The following is an 18,882-nucleotide window of genomic DNA, read 5'->3' as shown; positions in this document are numbered from 1 at the left end:
ACCGCGTACCGTTGGCCCGCGCCGAACCGCCGTGACCTGGTGTTTCCGGTTCGATGGCGCATGGTGTCACCGTCGCCTGCAAGGAGCAGACCCCTGAGTACGTCGTTCGCGGAAGCACTGTCCATCGGATTGCTGGCGCTGGTGTTGGTCTGCGCGGTGGTACGGCCGTGGGGCTGGCCGGAGGCCGTGGTCGCGGTCCCCGCCGCCGGGCTGGTGGTCGCCACCGGCGCGATCTCGCCGGCGCACGCGGCAGCCGAGGCGGAACGGCTCGGGCCGGTGATCGGCTTCCTCGCCGCCGTCCTGGTGCTGGCGCAACTGTGCGACGACGAAGGACTGTTCCGCGCCTGCGGGGCGTGGATGGCCCGGACGTCCGCCGGGAGCCCGCGGCGGCTGCTGGCCCAGGTGTTCGTGGTCGCCTCGGTGGTCACGGCGGTGCTCAGCCTGGACGCCACCGTGGTGCTGCTGACGCCGGTGGTGTTCGTCACCGCGGCCCGGCTCGGCGCCCGGCCGAAGCCGCACGTCTACGCCTGCACCCACCTGTCGAACACCGCCTCGCTGCTGCTGCCGGTCTCCAACCTCACCAACCTGCTGGCCTTCTCCGCCAGCGGGCTGAGCTTCACCCGGTTCGCCGCGCTGATGGCGCTGCCCTGGCTGGTGGCCGTCGCCGTCGAGTACGTGGTGCTGCGCCGGTTCTTCGCCGCCGACCTGGACGCGGGCGCCCCCGCCGCGGGCGAGGTGACGGCCCCGGAGATGCCGCTGTTCGCGCTCGTCACCGTCGCCTGCACGCTCGCCGGATTCGTCCTGACCTCGGTCGTCGGCGTCGATCCGGCCTGGGCGGCGCTGGCCGGCGCGCTCGCGCTCGCCGTCCGGGCCCTGGTCCGGCGCACCACCACCCCGGTGGCGATCGTGCGCTCGGCCGCCGTGCCGTTCCTGGCCTTCGTGCTGGCGCTCGGCCTCGTGGTCCGGGCCGTCGTCGACAACGGGCTGGCCTCCGCGCTCGGCCACCTCGTCCCGCACGGTGAGTCGCTGCCCGCACTGCTCGGCACGGCGGCGCTGGCCGCGGTGCTGGCGAACGTCATCAACAACCTGCCCGCCACCCTCGTCCTGCTGCCGTTGGCCGTCCCGTCCGGCGCCGGGGCGGTCCTGGCGGTGCTGCTCGGGGTGAACATCGGCCCCAACCTCACCTACGCCGGCTCGCTGGCCACCCTGCTGTGGCGGCGCATCGTCCGCGAGCACGACACCGACATCGGCCTGGGCGAGTTCACCCGGCTCGGCCTGCTCGTCGTGCCCGCCGCCCTGGGGCTGGCCGTGGTGGCACTGTGGGGATCGCTCCGGCTCATCGGGGTCTGAGCGGCACGAGCGCCGCACAGGCCACGAGGGCCACGAGGGCCTGAAGGCCCTGCGGAGCACCAGGACCATGAGGAGGATGCGCCCGTGACCGTCGTCGTCTGGATCACCGAAGGCACCTGGCCCGCCTGCGTGGACGCCGCCCGCGCGCACGCACCGCAGGGCGCGGAGACCGTCCTGCTCCACGTCAGCGGCCAGGAGGTGCCGGGCGTCGCGCACGGCGCGTTCGCCGGGCTGCTCGGCCGCGGCCACCGCGAGCGGGACCCCGGCACCCGGGTGGAGACGCTGGCGGCGGCCTCCGCCCAGCACCTCCTGGCCGCCGCGGCCGACCGCCTCGGCCGGCCCTGCGCCCGCGTGGAGCGCACCGGCCGCGTCGAGCGCGAGGTCGTCGCCGCGGCCGAGGGCGCCGAGCTGCTCGTCCTCGCGCGCGACGGCGACCGCACCCGGCTCGGGCCGCACAGCCTCGGCCCCGCGAGCCGCTTCGTCGTCGACCACGCGCCCTGTCCCGTGCTGCTGGTCTGGCCGGAACCCGCACCGGACACCGCGACGATCCCGCCCCCGCCGCCACCCGGGCGACGGTAGCGGCGGCCCCTCCCGAGCCCCCGTTCAGTGCCCGAGGTCCGGCTCCGGGTACGCGATCCGGTACCGGCCGCCCGCCGACAGGCGGACCCGGAAGCGCCGCGCGTCACCGGGGTCGGCGGCGGGGGCGGGGACGGGGGCGGGGACGGGGCCGGCGGCGGGGACGGGGACGGCGCCAGGAACAGGGACGGCCGCGACCAGCCGGCCCTCGTGGTCGGTCAGGACGGGCCGACCGTCACGCTCGGGCAGGCACAGGTCCACCTCGGTGTCCCGGGCCGCCCGCAGCTCGGCCCCGGTCAGCAGGCCCCGGCGCCAGCTCAGGCCGACGGTGAGCCCGCCCCGGGCGCGCAGACCGTGGACGTCGCCGGAGGGCCAGGCCGGGGGCAGGGCGGGCAGCAGCCGCAGGACGCCGTTGTGGCTCTGGAGCAGCGCCTCGGCGATGGCGGCGGTGACGCCGAAGTTGCCGTCGATCTGGAAGAGCCGCGGCGGGTGCAGGTCGAAGAGGTTGGGGGCTATCGAGGTGGCGAGCAGGCGCTCGACGGCCTGTCCGGCGAGGGCGCCGTCGCCCAGCCGGGCGGCGAGCGCGGCAACCCAGGCGAGGCTCCAGCCGGTGCCGCCGCCACCGTGTTCCAGTCGGCGGTCCAGGGCGCGGCGGACCGGGTCGAGGTAGGTGGGGTCGCCGAGCGGGTCGACGGCGCTGCCCGGGTAGAGGCCGTAGAGGTGGGAGAGGTGGCGGTGGCCCGGGTCCTCCTCGGGGAGGTCCTCCCGCCACTCCAGCAGGCGGCCGTCGGCGCCGAGGGACGGCGGGCGCAGCCGGGCGCGGGTGCGGGCCAGCTGCGCCGCGAACTCCTGGTCGACCCCGAGCTCGCGGGCCGCGGCGACGGTGTTGTCGAGCAGTTCGGCGGCGAGCCAGTGGTCCAGGGCGCAGCCGGCGTCGACGGCGGCCAGGGTGCCGTCGGGCAGCCGGAAGTGGTGCTCGGGCGAGGTGGACGGGCAGGTCACCAGGGTGCCGTCGGTGTCCTCGACCAGCAGGTGGGTGAGGAACCGGGCGGCCTCGCGCAGGACCGGGTAGGCCCGCTCGGCGAGGAAGGCGCGGTCGCCGTGGAAGAGGTGGTGGTCCCACAGGTGGGCGGCCAGCCACGGGCCGGCCATCGGCCAGTGGGCCCAGACCGGGTCGCCCGACACGGGGTTGGTGGCCCGCCAGAGGTCGACGTTGTGGTGGCAGCACCAGCCCGGCGCGTCGTAGGAGGCCCGCGCGGTGGAGCGCCCGGCCTCGGCGAGGTCGGCGACCAGGGCGAGCAGCGGTTCGTGGCACTCCGCCAGGCCGGTGGTCTCGGCGGGCCAGTAGTTCATCTGGAGGTTGATGTTCGTCGTCCAGTCGGAGTTCCACGGCGGGGCGACCTCGTTGTTCCAGATGCCCTGGAGGTTCGCGGGCTGGGTGCCGGGCCGTGAGGAGGCGATGAGCAGGTAGCGGCCGTAGGCGAAGAGCAGGGCGGCGAGTCCGGGGTCCTCGGCGCCCGCGTTCGCGGCGGCGAGGCGTTCGTCGGTCGGCCGGGCCGCCGCTTCCTCCGGTCCGTGGAGCCGGAGCGCGGCCGCGCCGAAGAGCCGCCGGTGGTCGGCCAGGTGGGCGGCCCGCACCTCGTCCCAGCCCTGTCCGTCGACCAGGTCCAGGCAGCGGCGGGCCTCGTCGAGCGCCGCGGCGGGGCCCTCGGGGCGCCGGTGCCAGTCCCGGTACCCGGTGCCGACGGCGACCAGCAGCACCACCTCGTCGGCGTCGGCGACCTCGACCGTGCCTTCGCCGGTGCCGACGCGGCCGTTCACCGTGCGCACGCGGAGCGCGGCCGCGAAGCCCGTGCCCTCGTCCGGCCGGTACGCCGGGGGCTCCTCCTGCCCGCGCGGGACGGCCACGGGGGCACGGCCGTGGATCGCCAGGCCGGCGGTGCCGGATGACCGGGTGACCGCGCCGGGGTGCGGCGTGCTGAATCCGGCCCGGAAGGAGAGGGCACCGGGGGTGTCCGCGCTGAGGCGGACGGCCAGGACGCCGGCCGGGGCGGAGACGAGGCTCTCCCGCCGGTACCGGACTCCCCCGGCGGTGAACTCCACGGTGTGCACGGCCTGGTCGAGGTCCAACGCCCGCCGGTAGTCGACGGGGTGCTCCTCGCCGCGGGACGGGAAGGTCAGCAGGAGGGCGGCCAGCGGCTGGTACGCCTCGGTGTCGGGCCCCGGGAAGTGGGTCGCCGCGATCGCGTGGGCCCGGGCGTGGTCGCGGTCGCGCAGCACCGCCGCGCGCAGGGCGGGGAGGTGCTCGGCGGCGCCCGCGCGGTCCCGGGGGCCGGGACCGCCGGACCACAGGGTGTCCGCGTTGAGCTCGATCCGCTCGGTGCGGACGCCTCCGTACGTCAGGGCGCCGAGCCGGCCGTTGCCGAGCGGCAGCGCCTCCAGGGGTCCGTCGGCGGGGCTCCGGTACCAGAGCCGGTCCGTGCTGGGCTGTCGGGTGTCCGTCGGCACGGGGGCCTTCCCATCGTGGTCCGGGCGGGATGCCGCGTCCGGGTGGACGGGCCGGAAGGGGTCAGGGGGCGGTACCGCCGGCCTCGTGGCGGCCGGGGACCGGAGGGGCGGCGCACCTCGGTTCGGCCAGGGGGCCGGGATCGTCGGGTGGCGCGGCTGCGGCCGGGTGCCGTCGCCGGCGGAGACGGCCACGGTCTGTGGTGCAGCGGCTCCACGACGGTGGTGACGGCCGGGTCGGCCTCGGTGTCGAGTCCGGTCTCGCCGTACGCCAGTCGGACCGTCATGTCGGCTCCTCGCCGGTGTCGGAGGCGGTCTCCCCGGGCAGGCGGTAGACCCGGGCCGCCGTGGCGCCGAAGACCAGGGCGCGCTCGTGCGGCCCCAGGCCGCTGGTCAACCGGTCGGCCGCTTCGACGACCTGCTGGTACGAGGCGGCCGGCAGGCAGACCGGCCAGTCGGAGCCGAACATGACGCGCTCGGGCCCGAAGGCCGCCAGGGCGGTCTCGGCGTAGGGGCGCAGATCGGCGACGGTCCAGCCGTCCCGGCGGGCTTCGGTGACCAGGCCGGAGAGCTTGCAGTAGACGTTGGGCTCGCGGGCCAACTGGCGCAGCCGACCGGCCCAGGGCTCCAGGTCGCCGCGCGCGATCGGCGGCTTGGCGAGGTGGTCGAGGACGAACGGCTGGTCCGGCAGGGCGCGTACGGCGCCGATGGCGGCGGGGAGTTGGTGGGGCAGGACGAGCAGGTCGTAGCAGAGACCGGCGGCGCCGACCGCGCGCAGTCCGCGCCGGACGTCGGGGCGGGCGAGCCAGGCCGGGTCGGCCTCGCCCTGGACGAGGTGCCGGACGCCGACCAGCCGCTCGCCGCCCGGTCCCTGCCGCAGCCGGGCCAGGGTGTCGGCGGCCCCGGGGTCGGTGAGGTCCGCCCAGCCGACGACGCCCGCGATCAACGGCTCGGCGGCGGCCAGGGCGAGGAACTCCCGGGTCTCCGCCGGGTCCGGCAGGACCTGCACCAGAACGGTGCGGTCGATCCCCGCCGCCCGGGCGTGGGGCGCGAGGTCGGCCATCCCGAAGTCCCGCCGGATGGCGGCCGACTCCGGCCCGTCGAGCCAGGTCTGCGGGCGCCGGCCCAGCTCCCAGACGTGGTGGTGCGCGTCGACTCTCACCGCGCGATCGCTCCTCGGTCCGTGGTTGACGGCAGGTCAGGCGGGTCAGGCAGGTCACGCGGGTCAGGCGTGTCAGGCAGGTCAGGCGGGTCGGCCGGGTCAGCTGGTGCGGGCGCGGTCCGGCCGCGTCCCGGGGTCGGCGGGGGCCGGCTCCCCCGCGGCCAGGTGCTCGCGCAGCCAGCGTTCGGTGGTGTCGACGTGCAGCAGGGCGGCGGCCTGGGCGAGGTTCGGGTCGCGGGCGACGAGGGCCCGGTGGATCGCCTCGTGCTCGGCGACGGTCCGCCCGGCCGCGTCGGCGTCGGCCAGCCCGCGCCAGGCCCGGGCGCTCAGGGTGCGCCCGGAGATGTGTTCCAGCAGCGTGGCCAGGGTCTCGTTGCGGGTGGCCCGGATCACCGCCCGGTGGAAGGCCGCGTCGTGCTGGACCAGCAGTTCCACGTCGTCCCGCGCGTCCCGCATCGCCGCCAGGTGCCGCTCCACCTCGGCGAGGTCCTCGTCGGTGATGCGGGTGGCGGCCAGCGCGGTGGCGGCCGGCTCGAAGAGCCTGCGCACCTCGGTGAGTTCCAGGACGGTGTCCCCCTGCAGCAGTTCGACCGCGCCGCCGAGCCCTTCCAGCAGCAGGCCGGGGGCCAGGCTGGTCACGTAGGTGCCGTCGCCCCGCCGGATCTCCAGGACCCGGGCGACGACCAGCGACTTGACCGCCTCGCGCATCAGGTTCCGGGACAGCCCGAGCTCGGCCGCGAGCTGCTGTTCCGGAGGCAGCTTCGACCCGGGGAGCAGCTCGCCCTCCCGGATCATCCGACGGATGCGGGCGATGGCTTTGTCGGTCAGGGACACGGCGACAACGTAGCAGGAGATCCCATGTCCCGGAAGACACCCAGCCCTACTCCCTCCACGACTGCCCGGCGCCACCGGGCAGTTCACCGGCCGCAGCCACCTCCGGACGAGAACGAATCCGGGTGCCCCCTCACATCCATCCCATGTATCGAGGCCCAGGACCGTCCTCCACCGACGGGAAACGCGGCCCGGAGGCCCAACCTGGACGTCTTGACCACGAGCATTCGGCAGTCGGGGCCTGTCGCCTTCCTGACCGGGTGCGGCGGAGTCCATGTATCCGCCTGGAGATCCCTGGCTCGGACGAAGGCCAACGCGCCTTCGCCCCGACCGAGTCGGTCCGGACGAAGGCACGTTGCGACAGCAGCGCCGCGCTGGTGGTCGCCGGGGCAGCGCCGGTCAGCGTTGGCCGGCTGAGCTGTGGGCACCATGCGGTGGATCGTTCCCGCCCACTCCTCCCGTCCTGTCGGGGGAGCGCTCGGCCGGCTCGGGGATGTGGTCGGCAGCCCAGCCGGCCAGGATGCGCAGCGCGTCTTCGGAGTCGCTGCCCGGCTCGGCGCCGTAGGCGAACAGGATGAGGCCGTCGGCGGGCAGGTCGAGGGATTCGTACGCGAGGTGAAGGGTGCCGACCACGGGGTGGTGGATGGCTTTGGCGCCCTGGTGGTATTGGCGGACGTCGTGGCCGGCCCAGCGGGTACGGAAGTCGTCGCTGCGGGTGGACAGCTCACCGATGAGGTCGGAGAGGTCTTTGTCGTAGGGGTCGCGGCCGGCCCGGGCGTGCAGGAGGGCGACCAGGTTGTCGGCGGCGCTTTCCCAGTCGCCCCAGAACTGGCGGGAGCGGGGGTCCAGGAATATGAACCGGCCGTGGTTGGGGGTGGCGCCCCCGGCGGCTTCGATCATGGGGGCGTACAGGGCACGGCCGAGGCTGTTGGCGGCCAGGACGTCACCACGGCCGTTCAGGATGAACGCCGGGCAGGCCATGGAGTCCAGCAAGTGCTGCAGGTTCGGCCGCACCGTGGCGGCGGGCCGGCGTCGACGTCGACGTCCCGGACCGGCGGTGCGGGCGAGATCCTCCAGATGGGTGCGGTCGTCCTCACTCAGCCGCAGCGCCCGAGCGAGGGCATCAAGGACCTGGCCCGATACTCCGGACAGGTCACCGCGCTCCAGCCGCGCGTAGTACTCGACGCTCACCCCGGCGAGCTGCGCGACCTCGGCGCGCCGCAGTCCCGGCACCCGACGGGGGCCATGGGCAGGCAGCCCCACCTGCTGCGGGCTGATCCTGGCACGGCGGGAGGTCAGAAACTCCCGGGTCTCGGCTGCGTTGTCCACGGTTTCCAGGTTAGGGCGACATCCCGGAGTCACCCCGGGATGGAGGGGTGCCCTGCCAGTACACCTTTCACCGGTGGCTTCTCCCCAGCCCGAAAGCTACGTTCTTATAGCCGGAGAAAGAAATACCAGACGATCTCACCACGAAAAAGAAAGAGATACTGTCATGGCGGATATTTCGGAGATGGTCAAGGGTCTGGCGAAGGGCCTCAGCAGCCCGGTGCGTGCGCCGATCCTGCACACGCCGGACGAGTACGGGATGGCGTACGAGGACGTCACGTTCCCGTCCCTGGACGGCACCCCGCTGGAGGCGTGGTGGATCCCCTGCCCGGGCTCGGACAAGCTCATCATCGCCAACCACCCGATGCCCATGAACCGCTACGGCTTCCCCTCGCACCTGCCTCCGTGGCAGTTCGTCCCCGGCAACACCATCGAGGTCAACTACATGCGGGAGTACCAGCACCTGCATGAGGCCGGCTACAACGTGCTGACCTACGACGCCCGCAACCACGGCCAGAGCGGCGACGCCAACGGCTTCATCTTCACCTGGGGCCAGTTCGAGTCCCGTGACGTGGCCGGCTCGCTGCGGTACGCCAGATCCCGCCCCGACGCGGCCGCCATGAAGCTCGGCCTGCTCAGCCGCTGCATGGGCGCCAACGCCACGTTCATGGCGATGACCCGGCATCCGGAGCTCTTCGCGGACGTGCACGCCCTGGTCGCCATCCAGCCGATCTCGATGCGCGCGATGGTCGAGCGCAACCTTGAGGCGATGGGGATCGCGGACCAGTTCGAGGCCGTCGACCGGGAGGTGGAACTGAACCTCAGCTTCACCATCGACGAGGTGTCGCCGATCGAGTACGCCAAGAACTGCCAGGTGCCCACCTTCATCACCCAGGTGCACGACGACGCACTGACCAAGCCCTCCGACGTGCAAGCGATCTTCGACGCCGTCCCCGCGAGCGACAAGAAGCTGTTCTGGATCGAGGGCAGCACCCGGCGCTGGGACGGCTACAACTACTTCTCCGAGCACCCCGAGCAGTTGGTCGACTGGTTCGACAAGCACGTGAACTGAACCCATGTCACCCTCGGGCCGCCGGAGCGGCCCGAGGGTGAAGCAGAACGGCGCAGGTCTCCGCCACCGCTACAGCAGCGACGCCGGCTCCCGGTTTCGCTCGTCTCGTCTGCAGCCCCCCACGAGGCGAGGTCGGGGGGGCTGACCGGCACACCACCGGCGGCAGGACGATCTGGTGTGCCCAGACCGTCGACCTGCGGGAGAGCGACCCGAGGTTGGGCAACTCGCGGCCCGGCGCCGGTGGTGTGCACCCGGGCCCTGTCCGGCCGGTCCTGCCGGACAGGGCCTGCGCGGCGTCAGGCGGTCGTGCAGGGCGTGCCGTCGAGGCTGAAGCCCGTGGGCAGCGCGACGTCGCCGGTGTGGGTGGCCTGGAAGCCGAAGGAGGCCGACGCGCCGGGGGCGATCGTCCCGTTGTACTCGACGTTCCCGGCGGTGACCCGGCCGGCCGACGGATCGATCACGGCGCTCCAGGCGGAGGTGACGCTCTGGCCGGCGGGCAGGTCGAAGGCCAGCTTCCAGCCGTTGACGGCGGTGGAGCCGGTGTTGGTGACGGTGAGGTTCTCGACCAGACCGGTGTCCCAGCTGCTGACCGATCCGGTCACCGCGCAGGAGACGGCGGGGCCCGGGGTGGACGGCGTGGGCGTGGGCGTCGGGCCCGGGGTGGACGGCGTGGGCGTGGGCGTGGCGGCCCCGCTGCCGAGGGCGGCGGCCGAGGCCGCGTAGGCGGGTTTCGCCTGGTAGTTGTTGTCGTACAGGGTGGCGGCGCCGTAGCCGGGGAAGGTCCCGGGGATCCACGAGTCGCCGTCGCCGACGCCCCACTGGGTGATGCCCACGCAGCCGCGCACGGCCAGGCAGGTGGTGATCACCGAGGCGTAGTCGCGTCCCTGCTGTGCCAGGGCGGTGCTGCTCGCGGGGAGCTGCATGCGGTCGTCCAGCTCGGTGACGGCGACCTCGACGCCCAGGGCGGTGAACCGCTCGAGGTTGGCCTTCAGCGACGAGGGGACCTGGCCGAGGACGAAGTGGGCCTGGAAGCCGACCCCGTCGAGCGGGACGCCCTGGCTCTTGAGCGACTTCACCAGGTTGTACATGGCGTCGCTCTTGGCGTTCAGGCCCTCGATGTTGTAGTCGTTCAGGTACAGCTTGACGTTCGGGTCGGCGGCGCGGGCGGTGCGCAGCGCGTCGGCGACGAAGCCGACGCCCATCGCGTTGTAGAAGGCGTCGGTGCGGAAGCCGCCGTCCTCGTTGAACATCTCGTTGACCACGTCCCAGGCGTAGAGCTTGCCCTTGTAGTGGCCCACCTCGTTGGTGATGTGGTTGCGCATCGCGGCCTGCACCTGGTTGGCGGGCAGGGCGCCGACCCAGGACGGCAGCTGGCTGTGCCAGACCAGGGTGTGGCCGCGCAGCCGCATCGAGTGGGCCTGGGCGAAGGAGACGAGCCGGTCGGCGGGGGCGTAGTTGAAGCTGCCCCGCGAGGGCTCGACGGTGTCCCACTTCATCTCGTTGGCGGGGGTGAGCATGCCGAACTGGCTGCCCGCGACGGCGGTGAGGGCGGCGTTGTTCAGGTCGCCCTGGGTGATGGCGGTACCGAAGTAGATCCCCTTCGCCTCGGCGAGCGAGCGCAGGGTGGTCCCCGCCGCGCCGGCCTGGCCGGCCGGCAGCAGGGTCGCGGCGGACGCGAGGGCGGTCGCGGCGGTGACGGCGAGGGCGCCGACGACGCGGCGGGGACGCCTCGGACGGGGCGTGCGGAAGGTGCGGATGGACACCGGCGTGGTCCTTTTCTCTGTCGGGGTGGCGAAGAGCTGGACGTGCGGTGGGGCGTGGAACGGCGGGCTGCGGACCGGCCCGGAGCCGCAGGGGCGGCACGGGCACAGGGACACAGAGGCCACAGGGCCGCAGGGGGCCGGAGCGGGAGCCGGAGCCGGAGCCGCGAAAGTTTCGAACGGCCCGCCGATCCTTCGGGGGACCTTAGGGCCGGTCCGACGCGCCGTCAACCGTTCGCGGGCGGGGCGGTGCTGCTGCGCTCGACCAGACTGGTCGCCAGGTCCACCCGCAGCGTGCCGGGCCGCGCCCCGCGGGCGAGGTCGATCACCAGCCGGGCCGCCGTCTCGGCCATCTCGGTCAGCGGCTGGCGCACGGTGGTCAGCGGCGGGCCCACCCAGCGGGCCAGCGGCAGGTCGTCGAAGCCGACCACGCTGAGCTCCTCCGGGACGCGCAGCCCCAGTTCACGGGCGGCCTCGTACAGTCCGAGCGCCTGCAGGTCGTTCCCGGCGAACACGGCGGTCGGCCGGTCCGGGAGGGTCAGCAGCTCCAGGCCGACCCGCCGTCCGGACTCGTGGTGGAAGTCGCCCTCGCGGACCAGGGCCGGGTCGTACGGGATGCCCGCCATGTCGAGCGCCGCCCGGTAGCCGTCGGCCCGGGCCCGGCTGCACATCATCCGGGCCGGGCCGCCGATCAGGCCGATCCGGCGGTGGCCGAGGTCGAGCAGGTGCCGGGTGGCGGCGAGGCCGCCGTCCCAGTTGGTGGTGCCGACGGCGGGCACGTCCTGGCCCGGGTCGCCGGCCGGGTCCATCACCACGAACGGGATGCCGCGGCCGGCCAGTTGGTCCCGCTGGGAGCGGGTCAGGTCGGACAGCACCAGCACCACGCCGGTCGGCCGGCGGGCGAGCACCCCGTCGACCCAGGACTGGCCGGGGCTGAGCCGGCCGGCCGACTCGGAGAGCACGATGCTGAGCCCCTCCTCGCGCACCGCGTTCTCCACCCCGCGGATCACCTCCACCGCCCAGGCGCTCTCCAGCTCGTGGAATACCAGCTCCAGCAGCGGGCTCGCCGGGCGGCCGCCGCCGCGCCGCCGGTAGCCGTGCCGGTGCAGCAGCTCCTCCACCCGCTCCCGGGTGGCCGGGGCGACATCGGCCCGGCCGTTCAGGACTTTCGACACCGTCGGCGCGGAGACCCCGGCCTCCTGCGCGATCTCGGCGAGCGTCGCCGCTCTGGTCACGGGTTCCTCCTGCACTGCCCTGGCCGGGCGGACTCCGTCATGGGTGACCGTACGGCAGGGATGCTAGCCCGCCGCGGGGTTGGTCCGGTCCTGCCGCAGCCCTTGACGGGCGGTCAGGACGGCTCTAGGTTTCCCACAACATTCGGTAACTCGCTCGAAACATTCGATAGAAGGCAGTGTATGCGATCGATAATCGCCGCGATCACCGCGGCCACCGCACTCGTCCTGGGAACGACAGCGGCGTGCGGGTCCGGCGGCGGCTCCGCCGACTCCGGCTCCGGGACGATCCACGTCCTGGTCTACGGCGACGCCGCCAACAAGGTCGAGAAGCAGATCGTCGAGGCCTTCAACCGGACCTCCCAGGTCAAGGCGGTGCTCGACACCGTGCCCGGCGCGGACTACCAGCAGAAGCTGCAGACCGTCATCAACACCCCGCGCGCCCCCGACGTGTTCTTCAACTGGGGCGGCGGCTCCATCCAGCCGTTCGTCAAGGCGGACCTGCTGCTCCCGCTGGACGACTTCATCGCCAAGGACCCGGGGCTGAAGGACAACTTCTTGCCCTCGGTGTTCAACTCCGCGGTGGTGGAGGGCAAGCCGTACGGCGTGCCGATGCGCGGCACCCAGCCGGTGCTGCTGTTCCACAACAAGAAGGTGCTCGGCGACGCCGGGCTCACCCCGCCGAAGACCTGGGACGAACTGCTCGACGCCACCCGGGCGTTGAAGGCCAAGGGGATCACCCCGATCGCCCTCGGCGGCGGCGACCGGTGGCCCGCCCTGATGTGGTTCGAGTACCTCTACGACCGCGTGGCCGGCCCCGGCCTGTTCCAGCGCGCGCTGAGCGGCGACCGGTCGGCCTGGGAGAGCGAGGACAGCCGCAAGGCGCTGGCCGCCCTCAAGCAGCTGGTCGACGCCGGGGCCTTCGGGAGCAACGCCGACTCCGTGAAGTTCACCGACGGCGGCTCCCCGGCCCTGGTCGCCAAGGGCAAGGCCGCCTTCGAGCTGATGGGCTCCTGGTACTACTCCACGCAGCAGGACGCCAACCCCGACTTCGCCGCCTCCGGCCTCGGCTACTCCCCCTTCCCGGCCGTGACCGGCGGCAAGGGCGATCCGGCGGACGTCGTCGGCAACACCAACAACTTCTACTCCGTGCTGAAGAAGACCAAGCACCCGGACGCCGTCGCGGCCTTCCTGAAGCTGATGTACTCCGAGGAGTTCGTGAAGGCGCAGCTCGCCATCGGCAACCTGCCGACCACCACCGGCACCGCCGACTTCCTCCACCTCTCGGCCAGCCCCGGCTACTCCAAGGACCAGTACGAGCTGGTCAAGGCCGCGCCCTCGTTCCAGCTCTCCTGGGACCAGGCCTACCCGCCGAGCGCCATGACCCCGCTCCACACCGCCGTCCAGCAGTTCTTCGACGGCAGGATCGACGCCGACGGCTTCATCAAGGCCATGCAGGCCTTGCCGGCCTCATGACGCGCGGCACGCGGTCCGGCGCGGGGGCGACCCGCCCGGGCTTCGTCTGGGCGGTGCCCGCGGGCGTGTTCTTCCTGCTGTTCGCGATCGTGCCGCTGCTGCTGGTCGTCGTGCTCTCCTTCACCAGCTGGGACGGGATCGGCGAGCCGCGGTTCAACGGCCTGGACAACTGGGCCGGCCTCCTCGACGACCCGGTGATGCTCCAGTCCGTCTGGACCACCCTGCTGCTCACCGCGCTCGGCGTGGTGACGCAGACGCCGATCAGCATCCTGCTCGGCGTCTGGGCCGCCGGGCAGCAGCGCAACCGGGCCGTGCTCTCGGCGATCTACTTCGTGCCGCTGCTGCTGTCGGCGACCGCCGTCTCGGTGGTGTGGCGGGCCGTCCTCGACCCCAACTTCGGCGTGCCGGCCGAACTCCCCTGGCTGTTCGGCGACGGCAACCTGCTCGGCAGCCGGAGCGGCGCGATCGGGGTGCTGACCTTCGTCGGCATGTGGCAGTTCACGCCGCTGCACGCGCTGCTCTACCAGGGCGGCGCCCGGGCCGTCCCGCAGGTGCTCTACCAGGCGGCGGCCGTCGACGGGGCCGGCCGGGTGCGGCAGTTCTTCCACATCACCCTGCCGCAGCTGCGCAACACGATCATCACCTCGGTGATCCTGATGGTGGTCGGCGGGCTGACCACCTTCGACACGGTGCTGATCCTCACCCAGGGCGGCCCCGGCACCGACACCACCGTCACCGCTTACCACATGTACCAGAAGGCCTTCAAGAGCTTCGACTTCGGCGCGGGCTCGGCCATCGCCCTGGTCCTCGTCGTGGTCGCCACCCTGATCTCGCTCGCGGTGGTCCGGCTCTCCGGCTACGACCGGATGCGCGGGACGGCGGAGGGCCTCTGATGCGCCGTCGCCCCAACGTCCTGGCCGGGTTCGGCTCCCTGGTGTGGCTGCTGCTGGTCGGCCTGCCGCTGTACGTGCTGCTGATCGCCACCTTCCGCACCCGCGCCGACTACTCCACCGAGGGCCCGCTGAAGCCTCCCGCGCAGTGGACCCTGGACAACTACCTGGCCGACCTGTCGAACGGCTTCGGCCAGGACTTCCTCAACACCCTGATCGTCACCGTCAGCGTGGTCGCCATCGTGCTGCTGGTCGTCCCGCCGCTCGCCTACGCCATCGTGCGCGCCCCCGGCCGGGCCACCGGCTGGGTGTTCCGGATGTTCCTGCTCGGCCTGGCGATCCCCGCCCAGGCGGTGATCGTGCCGATGTTCTACCTGATCAGCAAGAGCGGCCTGTACGACCACCTGATCGGCGTCATCCTGCCGACCGCCGCCTTCTGCCTGCCGGTCTGCACCCTGGTGCTGACCGGCGCGATGCGCGACATCACGCCCGAGCTGTACGAGGCGATGACGATGGACGGCGCCTCCCCGGCCCGGGTGTTCCGGCAGCTGGTCCTGCCGCTCTCCAAGGGCGGCCTGTCCTCGATCGTGGTCTTCGCCGCGCTCCAGGCCTGGAACGGCTTCCTCTTCCCGCTGATCCTCACCCAGTCCGACACCACCAAGGTCATGACCCTCGGCCTGTACGAGTTCCAGACCGAGCACGGCGTGGACGTGCCCGGACTGCTCAGCGCCGTGGTGCTGTCCGTGCTCCCCGTACTCGCCGTCTACCTGTTCGCCCGTCGCGCCCTGGTCCAGGGCCTGATGGGTGTGGGAGGAAAGTGAACGACCACCGCGACCCCGCGCCCGCGCCCGCCTGGCGGGACACCACGCTCACCCCGGAGGCCAGGGCGGACGCCCTGATCGCCGCGATGACCCTGCGGGAGAAGACCGCCCAACTGGTCGGCGTCTGGGTGGGCGCCGGCGACTCGGGCGACGAAGTCGCCCCGCACCAGCACGAGATGGAGCAGCCACCCGACCTCGACACCCTGCTGCCGTACGGGCTCGGCCAGTTGACCCGGCCGTTCGGCACCGCACCGGTCGACCCGGCGCTCGGCGCGCTCTCGGTGCTGCGCAGCCAGCAGCGGATCACCGCCGCCAACCGCTTCGGCATCCCGGCGCTGGCCCACGAGGAGTGCCTGGCCGGCTTCGCCGCCTGGGGTGCCACCGCCTACCCCGTGCCGCTGTCCTGGGGGGCCACCTTCAACCCCGAGCTGGTCCGGACGATGGCCGGCGCCATCGGGCGCGACCTGCGGTCCGTCGGGGTGCACCAGGGCCTCGCGCCGGTGCTCGACGTGGTCCGCGACGCCCGCTGGGGGCGGGTCGAGGAGACCATCGGCGAGGACCCGTACCTGGTCGGCACCGTCGCCACCGCCTACGTCCAGGGCCTGGAGGCCGCCGGGATCGTCGCCACCCTCAAGCACTTCGCCGGGTACTCGGCCTCCCGGGCCGGGCGCAACCTCGCCCCCGTCTCGATGGGCCCGCGCGAGCGCGCCGACGTCATCCTGCCGCCCTTCGAGATGACCGTCCGCGAGGGCCGGCCCCGCTCAGTGATGCCCGCCTACACCGACACCGACGGGCTGCCCTCCTCCGCCGACGAGGCCCTGCTGACCGGTCTGCTCCGGGACGCCTGGGGATTCACCGGCACGGTCGTCGCCGACTACTTCGGCATCGCCTTCCTGCACGCCCTGCACGGCGTGGCCGAGGACTGGTCCGACGCCGCCCGGCTCGCCCTGACCAGCGGCATCGACGTCGAACTGCCGACCGTGAAGACCTTCGGGCAGCCGCTGCTCGACGCGGTCGAGGCCGGCGCCCTGCCCGAGGAGCTGGTCGACCGGGCGCTGCGCCGCGTCCTGACGCAGAAGATCCAGCTGGGGCTGCTGGACCCGGACTGGAGCCCGGTGCCCGCCGCCCTCGCCGGCACCGACCCGGTCGAACCCGAGGAACTGCGCGGCCTGGTCGACCTCGACCCGCCCGCCAACCGCGCGCTCGCCGCCGAGATCGCCGAGCAGGCCGTGGTGCTGCTGCGCAACGACGGCGTGCTGCCGCTGGGCGGCCCCGCCCGGATCGCGCTGATCGGCCCGAACGCCGACGAGCCCACCGCCGTGCTCGGCTGCTACTCCTTCCCCGTGCACGTCGGCACCCAGCACCCGAAGACCCCGCTCGGCATCGAACTCCCCACCGTGCGCGAGGCGTTGGCGGCCGAGTTCCCCGGCGGCGAGCTGCGCACGGTGCGCGGCGTGACGGTCGACGGCGAGGACACCGACGGCATCGCCGAGGCGGTGCGGACCGCCCGGTGGGCCGACGTCGTGGTGCTCGTCCTCGGCGACCGGGCCGGGCTCTTCGGCCGCGGCACCAGCGGCGAGGGCTGCGACGCCGCCTCGCTCGACCTGCCGGGCCGGCAGCGGGAGCTGCTGGACGCCCTGCTGGACGCCGGGACGCCGGTGGTGCTCGCCCTGCTGGCCGGGCGGCCGTACGCGCTCGGGCGCGCGGTCACCGAGGCGGCGGCGATCGTCCAGTGCTTCTTCCCCGGCGAGGAGGGCACCCGGGCCCTCGCGGGCGTGCTCAGCGGGCGGGTCAACCCGTCCGGCCGGCTGCCGGTCTCCGTGCCCGGGCACCCCGGGGTCCAGCCGTCCACCTACCTGGCCGCGCGGCTGGCCCAGGCCGGCGAGGTCTCCAGCGCCGACCCGACCCCCGCCTTCGGCTTCGGACACGGCCTCGGCTACAGCGAGTTCGCGTGGTCCGGGCTCGACGTGGCCATGGCCGAGGCCGGCACCGACGGCGAGTTCCGGCTCGCCTTCGACCTGCGCAACACCGGTGCGCGGACGGGGGCCGAGGTGGTGCAGTTCTACCTGCACGACCCGGTGGCCACCGTGGTGCAGCCGGTGCAGCGGCTGGTCGGCTACCGGCGGATCCCGCTGGGCGCCGGCGCCGGCTGCCGGGTGGAGCTGACCCTCCCGGCCGACCTGGCCTCCTTCACCGGGCGCGACGGCCGGCGGACCGTCGAACCCGGGGCGCTGGAGCTGCGGATCTCCGCCTCCAGCACCGACGCGCGCTTCACCGTGCCGCTGCGCCTGACCGGTCCGGTGCGCCCGCTCGACCACACCCGCCGACTCCACCCGACCGTCACCGTTCAGGAGCTCCCGCCCACCCCCACCCCGTAGCGGAGGAATCCCCGATGCGCCGATCGAGCCGCCGACCGTCCCTGCTCATGGCCCCCGTGCTGACCGCCGCCCTGCTCGCGCTCCACCCCGGGACCGCCCACGCCGCCGGCCCCGCCCTGGCGGCCAACGGCTTCTACACCGACCCCGACTCCAGCGCGCGGCGGTGGGTCGACGCCAACCGCGGCGACGGCCGCGCCGCCGCGATCCAGGCGTCGATCGCCGACGTGCCGACGGGACGCTGGTTCGGCAACTGGAGCGGCGCCATCGGGGCCGCGACCGGCTCCTACACCGGCGCGGCGGCCGCCGCCGGGAAGACGCCGATCCTGGTGGCGTACAACATCCCCAACCGGGACATCTGCGCCGGCCAGTCCGGCGGCGGGGCCGGCAGCGCCGCGGACTACCGGGCCTGGATCGCCGCCTTCGCCGCCGGCATCGGCAACCGGCCCGCGGTGGTCGTCCTCGAACCCGACTCGCTCGGCGACGAGAGCTGCATGAGCCCGGCGCAGATCTCGGAGCGCAACGGGCTGCTGACCGACGCCATCGCGCAGTTCAACTCCAAGGCGCCGAACGCCTGGGTCTACCTGGACGCCGGCAACCCGGCCTGGCTGAGCGCCGACACGATGGCCCGGCACCTGGCCGCGGCGGGGGTGGCCGGTGCCCACGGCTTCTCCCTGAACGTGTCGAACTACCTCACCACCGGGGAGAACCTCGCCTACGGCAGCGCGGTCAACGCGGCCCTGCGGTCGACGAAGGGCTTCACCAAGCCGTTCGTCGTCGACACCAGCCGCAACGGCAACGGGTCCAACGGCGCGTGGTGCAACCCGGCCGGACGCAGGATCGGGACGGCGTCGACCTGGGGCGGCGGCGCCGAGGGGCTGCTGTGGATCAAGGTGCCCGGCGAGTCCGACGGCAACTGCGGCGTCGGCGCGGGGTCGACCGCCGGGCAGTTCCTGCCCGAGGTCGCGTACAAGATGATCTACGGCTACTGACCGTGGACCGATAGAGCAGGACAGGCCCCGAAGACAGCCCCGCCGCGGTCACCCGCGGCGGGGCTCCGCCCGTGGCCGGCCGCCGGAGACGTCCTCGCCGGCGGCCGGTCACGAGCGACTGGGAGGGGGGACACGACCGGCCCGGGCACCCCGGGCCCCGCGCACCGGACCCGCGTCACCCCGCCGGGAGCAGGGTGGGGTCCGCCATGATCCGGCGGACCGTGGTCTGCGCCGCGCCCAGCACCGGCCCGCGCCGGCCCAGCGCGGACGGGCGCAGCGCCTCCGCCGCCCAGGGCCGGACGGTGATCCGGTCGGCCAGTTCGGCGCGGACGGACGGCAGCAGCCACTCGGCCAGTTCGGCGTAGGTGCCGCCGAGGACCAGGCCGTCCGGGTCGATCAGGTCGACGGCGGACGCGAGGGCGAGGCCCAGGGCCCGGCCGGCGCGGTCCAGCGCCGCCAGGGTCGGCGGGTGCCCGGCGCCCGCCCGCTCGGCCAGCAGGGCGACCGGGTCGCC

15 protein-coding genes are annotated in these 18,882 nt (G+C 73.8%); 8 read left to right on the top strand and 7 right to left on the bottom strand.

The window, feature by feature from the left end:
* The first annotated feature begins 93 nt into the window (after positions 1–93).
* Both ABZW03_RS06630 and ABZW03_RS06625 read left to right on the top strand, forming a co-directional pair.
* Complete coding sequence (locus tag ABZW03_RS06630; RefSeq protein ID WP_355253277.1) at positions 94–1,350, top strand: arsenic transporter; 1,257 nt, start codon at positions 94–96, stop codon at positions 1,348–1,350.
* Positions 1,351–1,434: 84 nt separating this feature from the next.
* Entirely contained in the window at positions 1,435–1,929 is a 495-nt protein-coding gene (locus ABZW03_RS06625) for a universal stress protein (protein WP_355253221.1), read from the top strand.
* A 24-nt stretch (positions 1,930–1,953) separates the two neighbouring features.
* Here ABZW03_RS06625 and ABZW03_RS06620 read toward each other — a convergent pair whose 3' ends face one another.
* The 4 genes from ABZW03_RS06620 to ABZW03_RS06605 form a co-directional block, all read right to left on the bottom strand.
* Positions 1,954–4,434: a glycoside hydrolase family 95 protein gene (locus ABZW03_RS06620; protein ID WP_355253218.1), complete on the bottom strand. Its 2,481-nt coding sequence runs from the start codon at positions 4,432–4,434 to the stop codon at positions 1,954–1,956.
* 280 nt (positions 4,435–4,714) lie between these two features.
* Positions 4,715–5,593 (bottom strand): amidohydrolase family protein, encoded by an 879-nt coding sequence (locus tag ABZW03_RS06615; RefSeq protein WP_355253215.1) that lies wholly within the window; start codon positions 5,591–5,593, stop codon positions 4,715–4,717.
* 99 nt (positions 5,594–5,692) lie between these two features.
* Positions 5,693–6,427: a FadR/GntR family transcriptional regulator gene (locus ABZW03_RS06610; protein ID WP_355253212.1), complete on the bottom strand. Its 735-nt coding sequence runs from the start codon at positions 6,425–6,427 to the stop codon at positions 5,693–5,695.
* A gap of 396 nt (positions 6,428–6,823) precedes the next feature.
* The gene (locus tag ABZW03_RS06605; protein ID WP_355253211.1) at positions 6,824–7,753 is read right to left on the bottom strand and encodes a helix-turn-helix transcriptional regulator; all 930 of its coding nucleotides are present in this window, start codon (positions 7,751–7,753) and stop codon (positions 6,824–6,826) included.
* Positions 7,754–7,916: 163 nt separating this feature from the next.
* On the opposite strand from ABZW03_RS06605, the gene ABZW03_RS06600 reads away from it, so the two are divergent.
* Positions 7,917–8,822: an alpha/beta hydrolase gene (locus tag ABZW03_RS06600; RefSeq protein WP_355253208.1), complete on the top strand. Its 906-nt coding sequence runs from the start codon at positions 7,917–7,919 to the stop codon at positions 8,820–8,822.
* Positions 8,823–9,118: 296 nt separating this feature from the next.
* On the opposite strand, the gene ABZW03_RS06595 is transcribed toward ABZW03_RS06600, so the two are convergent.
* Together ABZW03_RS06595 and ABZW03_RS06590 are read right to left on the bottom strand one after the other, a co-directional pair.
* Positions 9,119–10,579, bottom strand: a complete 1,461-nt coding sequence (locus tag ABZW03_RS06595; RefSeq protein ID WP_355253274.1) for an endo-1,4-beta-xylanase — start codon at positions 10,577–10,579, stop codon at positions 9,119–9,121.
* Positions 10,580–10,809: 230 nt separating this feature from the next.
* On the bottom strand, positions 10,810–11,817 hold the full coding sequence (locus tag ABZW03_RS06590; RefSeq protein ID WP_355253205.1) for a LacI family DNA-binding transcriptional regulator: 1,008 nt from the start codon (positions 11,815–11,817) through the stop codon (positions 10,810–10,812).
* A gap of 180 nt (positions 11,818–11,997) precedes the next feature.
* On the opposite strand from ABZW03_RS06590, the gene ABZW03_RS06585 reads away from it, so the two are divergent.
* The 5 genes from ABZW03_RS06585 to ABZW03_RS06565 all read left to right on the top strand — a co-directional run bounded on the left by ABZW03_RS06585 (position 11,998) and on the right by ABZW03_RS06565 (position 18,368).
* Positions 11,998–13,290 (top strand): extracellular solute-binding protein, encoded by a 1,293-nt coding sequence (locus ABZW03_RS06585; protein WP_355253202.1) that lies wholly within the window; start codon positions 11,998–12,000, stop codon positions 13,288–13,290.
* Positions 13,287–14,183 carry a sugar ABC transporter permease gene (locus ABZW03_RS06580; protein WP_355253199.1) on the top strand — a complete coding sequence of 299 codons (897 nt, stop codon included), beginning with the start codon at positions 13,287–13,289 and terminating at the stop codon, positions 14,181–14,183. The genes ABZW03_RS06585 and ABZW03_RS06580 overlap by 4 nt, the downstream gene beginning before the upstream one ends.
* On the top strand, positions 14,183–15,001 hold the full coding sequence (locus tag ABZW03_RS06575; RefSeq protein WP_355253196.1) for a carbohydrate ABC transporter permease: 819 nt from the start codon (positions 14,183–14,185) through the stop codon (positions 14,999–15,001). The genes ABZW03_RS06580 and ABZW03_RS06575 overlap by 1 nt, the downstream gene beginning before the upstream one ends.
* 86 nt (positions 15,002–15,087) lie before the next feature.
* On the top strand, positions 15,088–17,379 hold the full coding sequence (locus ABZW03_RS06570; protein ID WP_355253271.1) for a glycoside hydrolase family 3 N-terminal domain-containing protein: 2,292 nt from the start codon (positions 15,088–15,090) through the stop codon (positions 17,377–17,379).
* A 47-nt stretch (positions 17,380–17,426) separates the two neighbouring features.
* Positions 17,427–18,368, top strand: a complete 942-nt coding sequence (locus tag ABZW03_RS06565; protein WP_355253268.1) for a glycoside hydrolase family 6 protein — start codon at positions 17,427–17,429, stop codon at positions 18,366–18,368.
* Between the two features lie 175 nt (positions 18,369–18,543).
* On the opposite strand, the gene ABZW03_RS06560 is transcribed toward ABZW03_RS06565, so the two are convergent.
* A partial coding sequence (locus ABZW03_RS06560; RefSeq protein ID WP_355253193.1) for an ROK family protein occupies positions 18,544–18,882 on the bottom strand: 339 nt, incomplete at its 5' end.

Source organism: Kitasatospora sp. NPDC004799, assembly GCF_040609095.1.
Classification (GTDB): domain Bacteria; phylum Actinomycetota; class Actinomycetes; order Streptomycetales; family Streptomycetaceae; genus Kitasatospora.
This window is presented reverse-complemented; position numbering and strand designations above follow the sequence as displayed.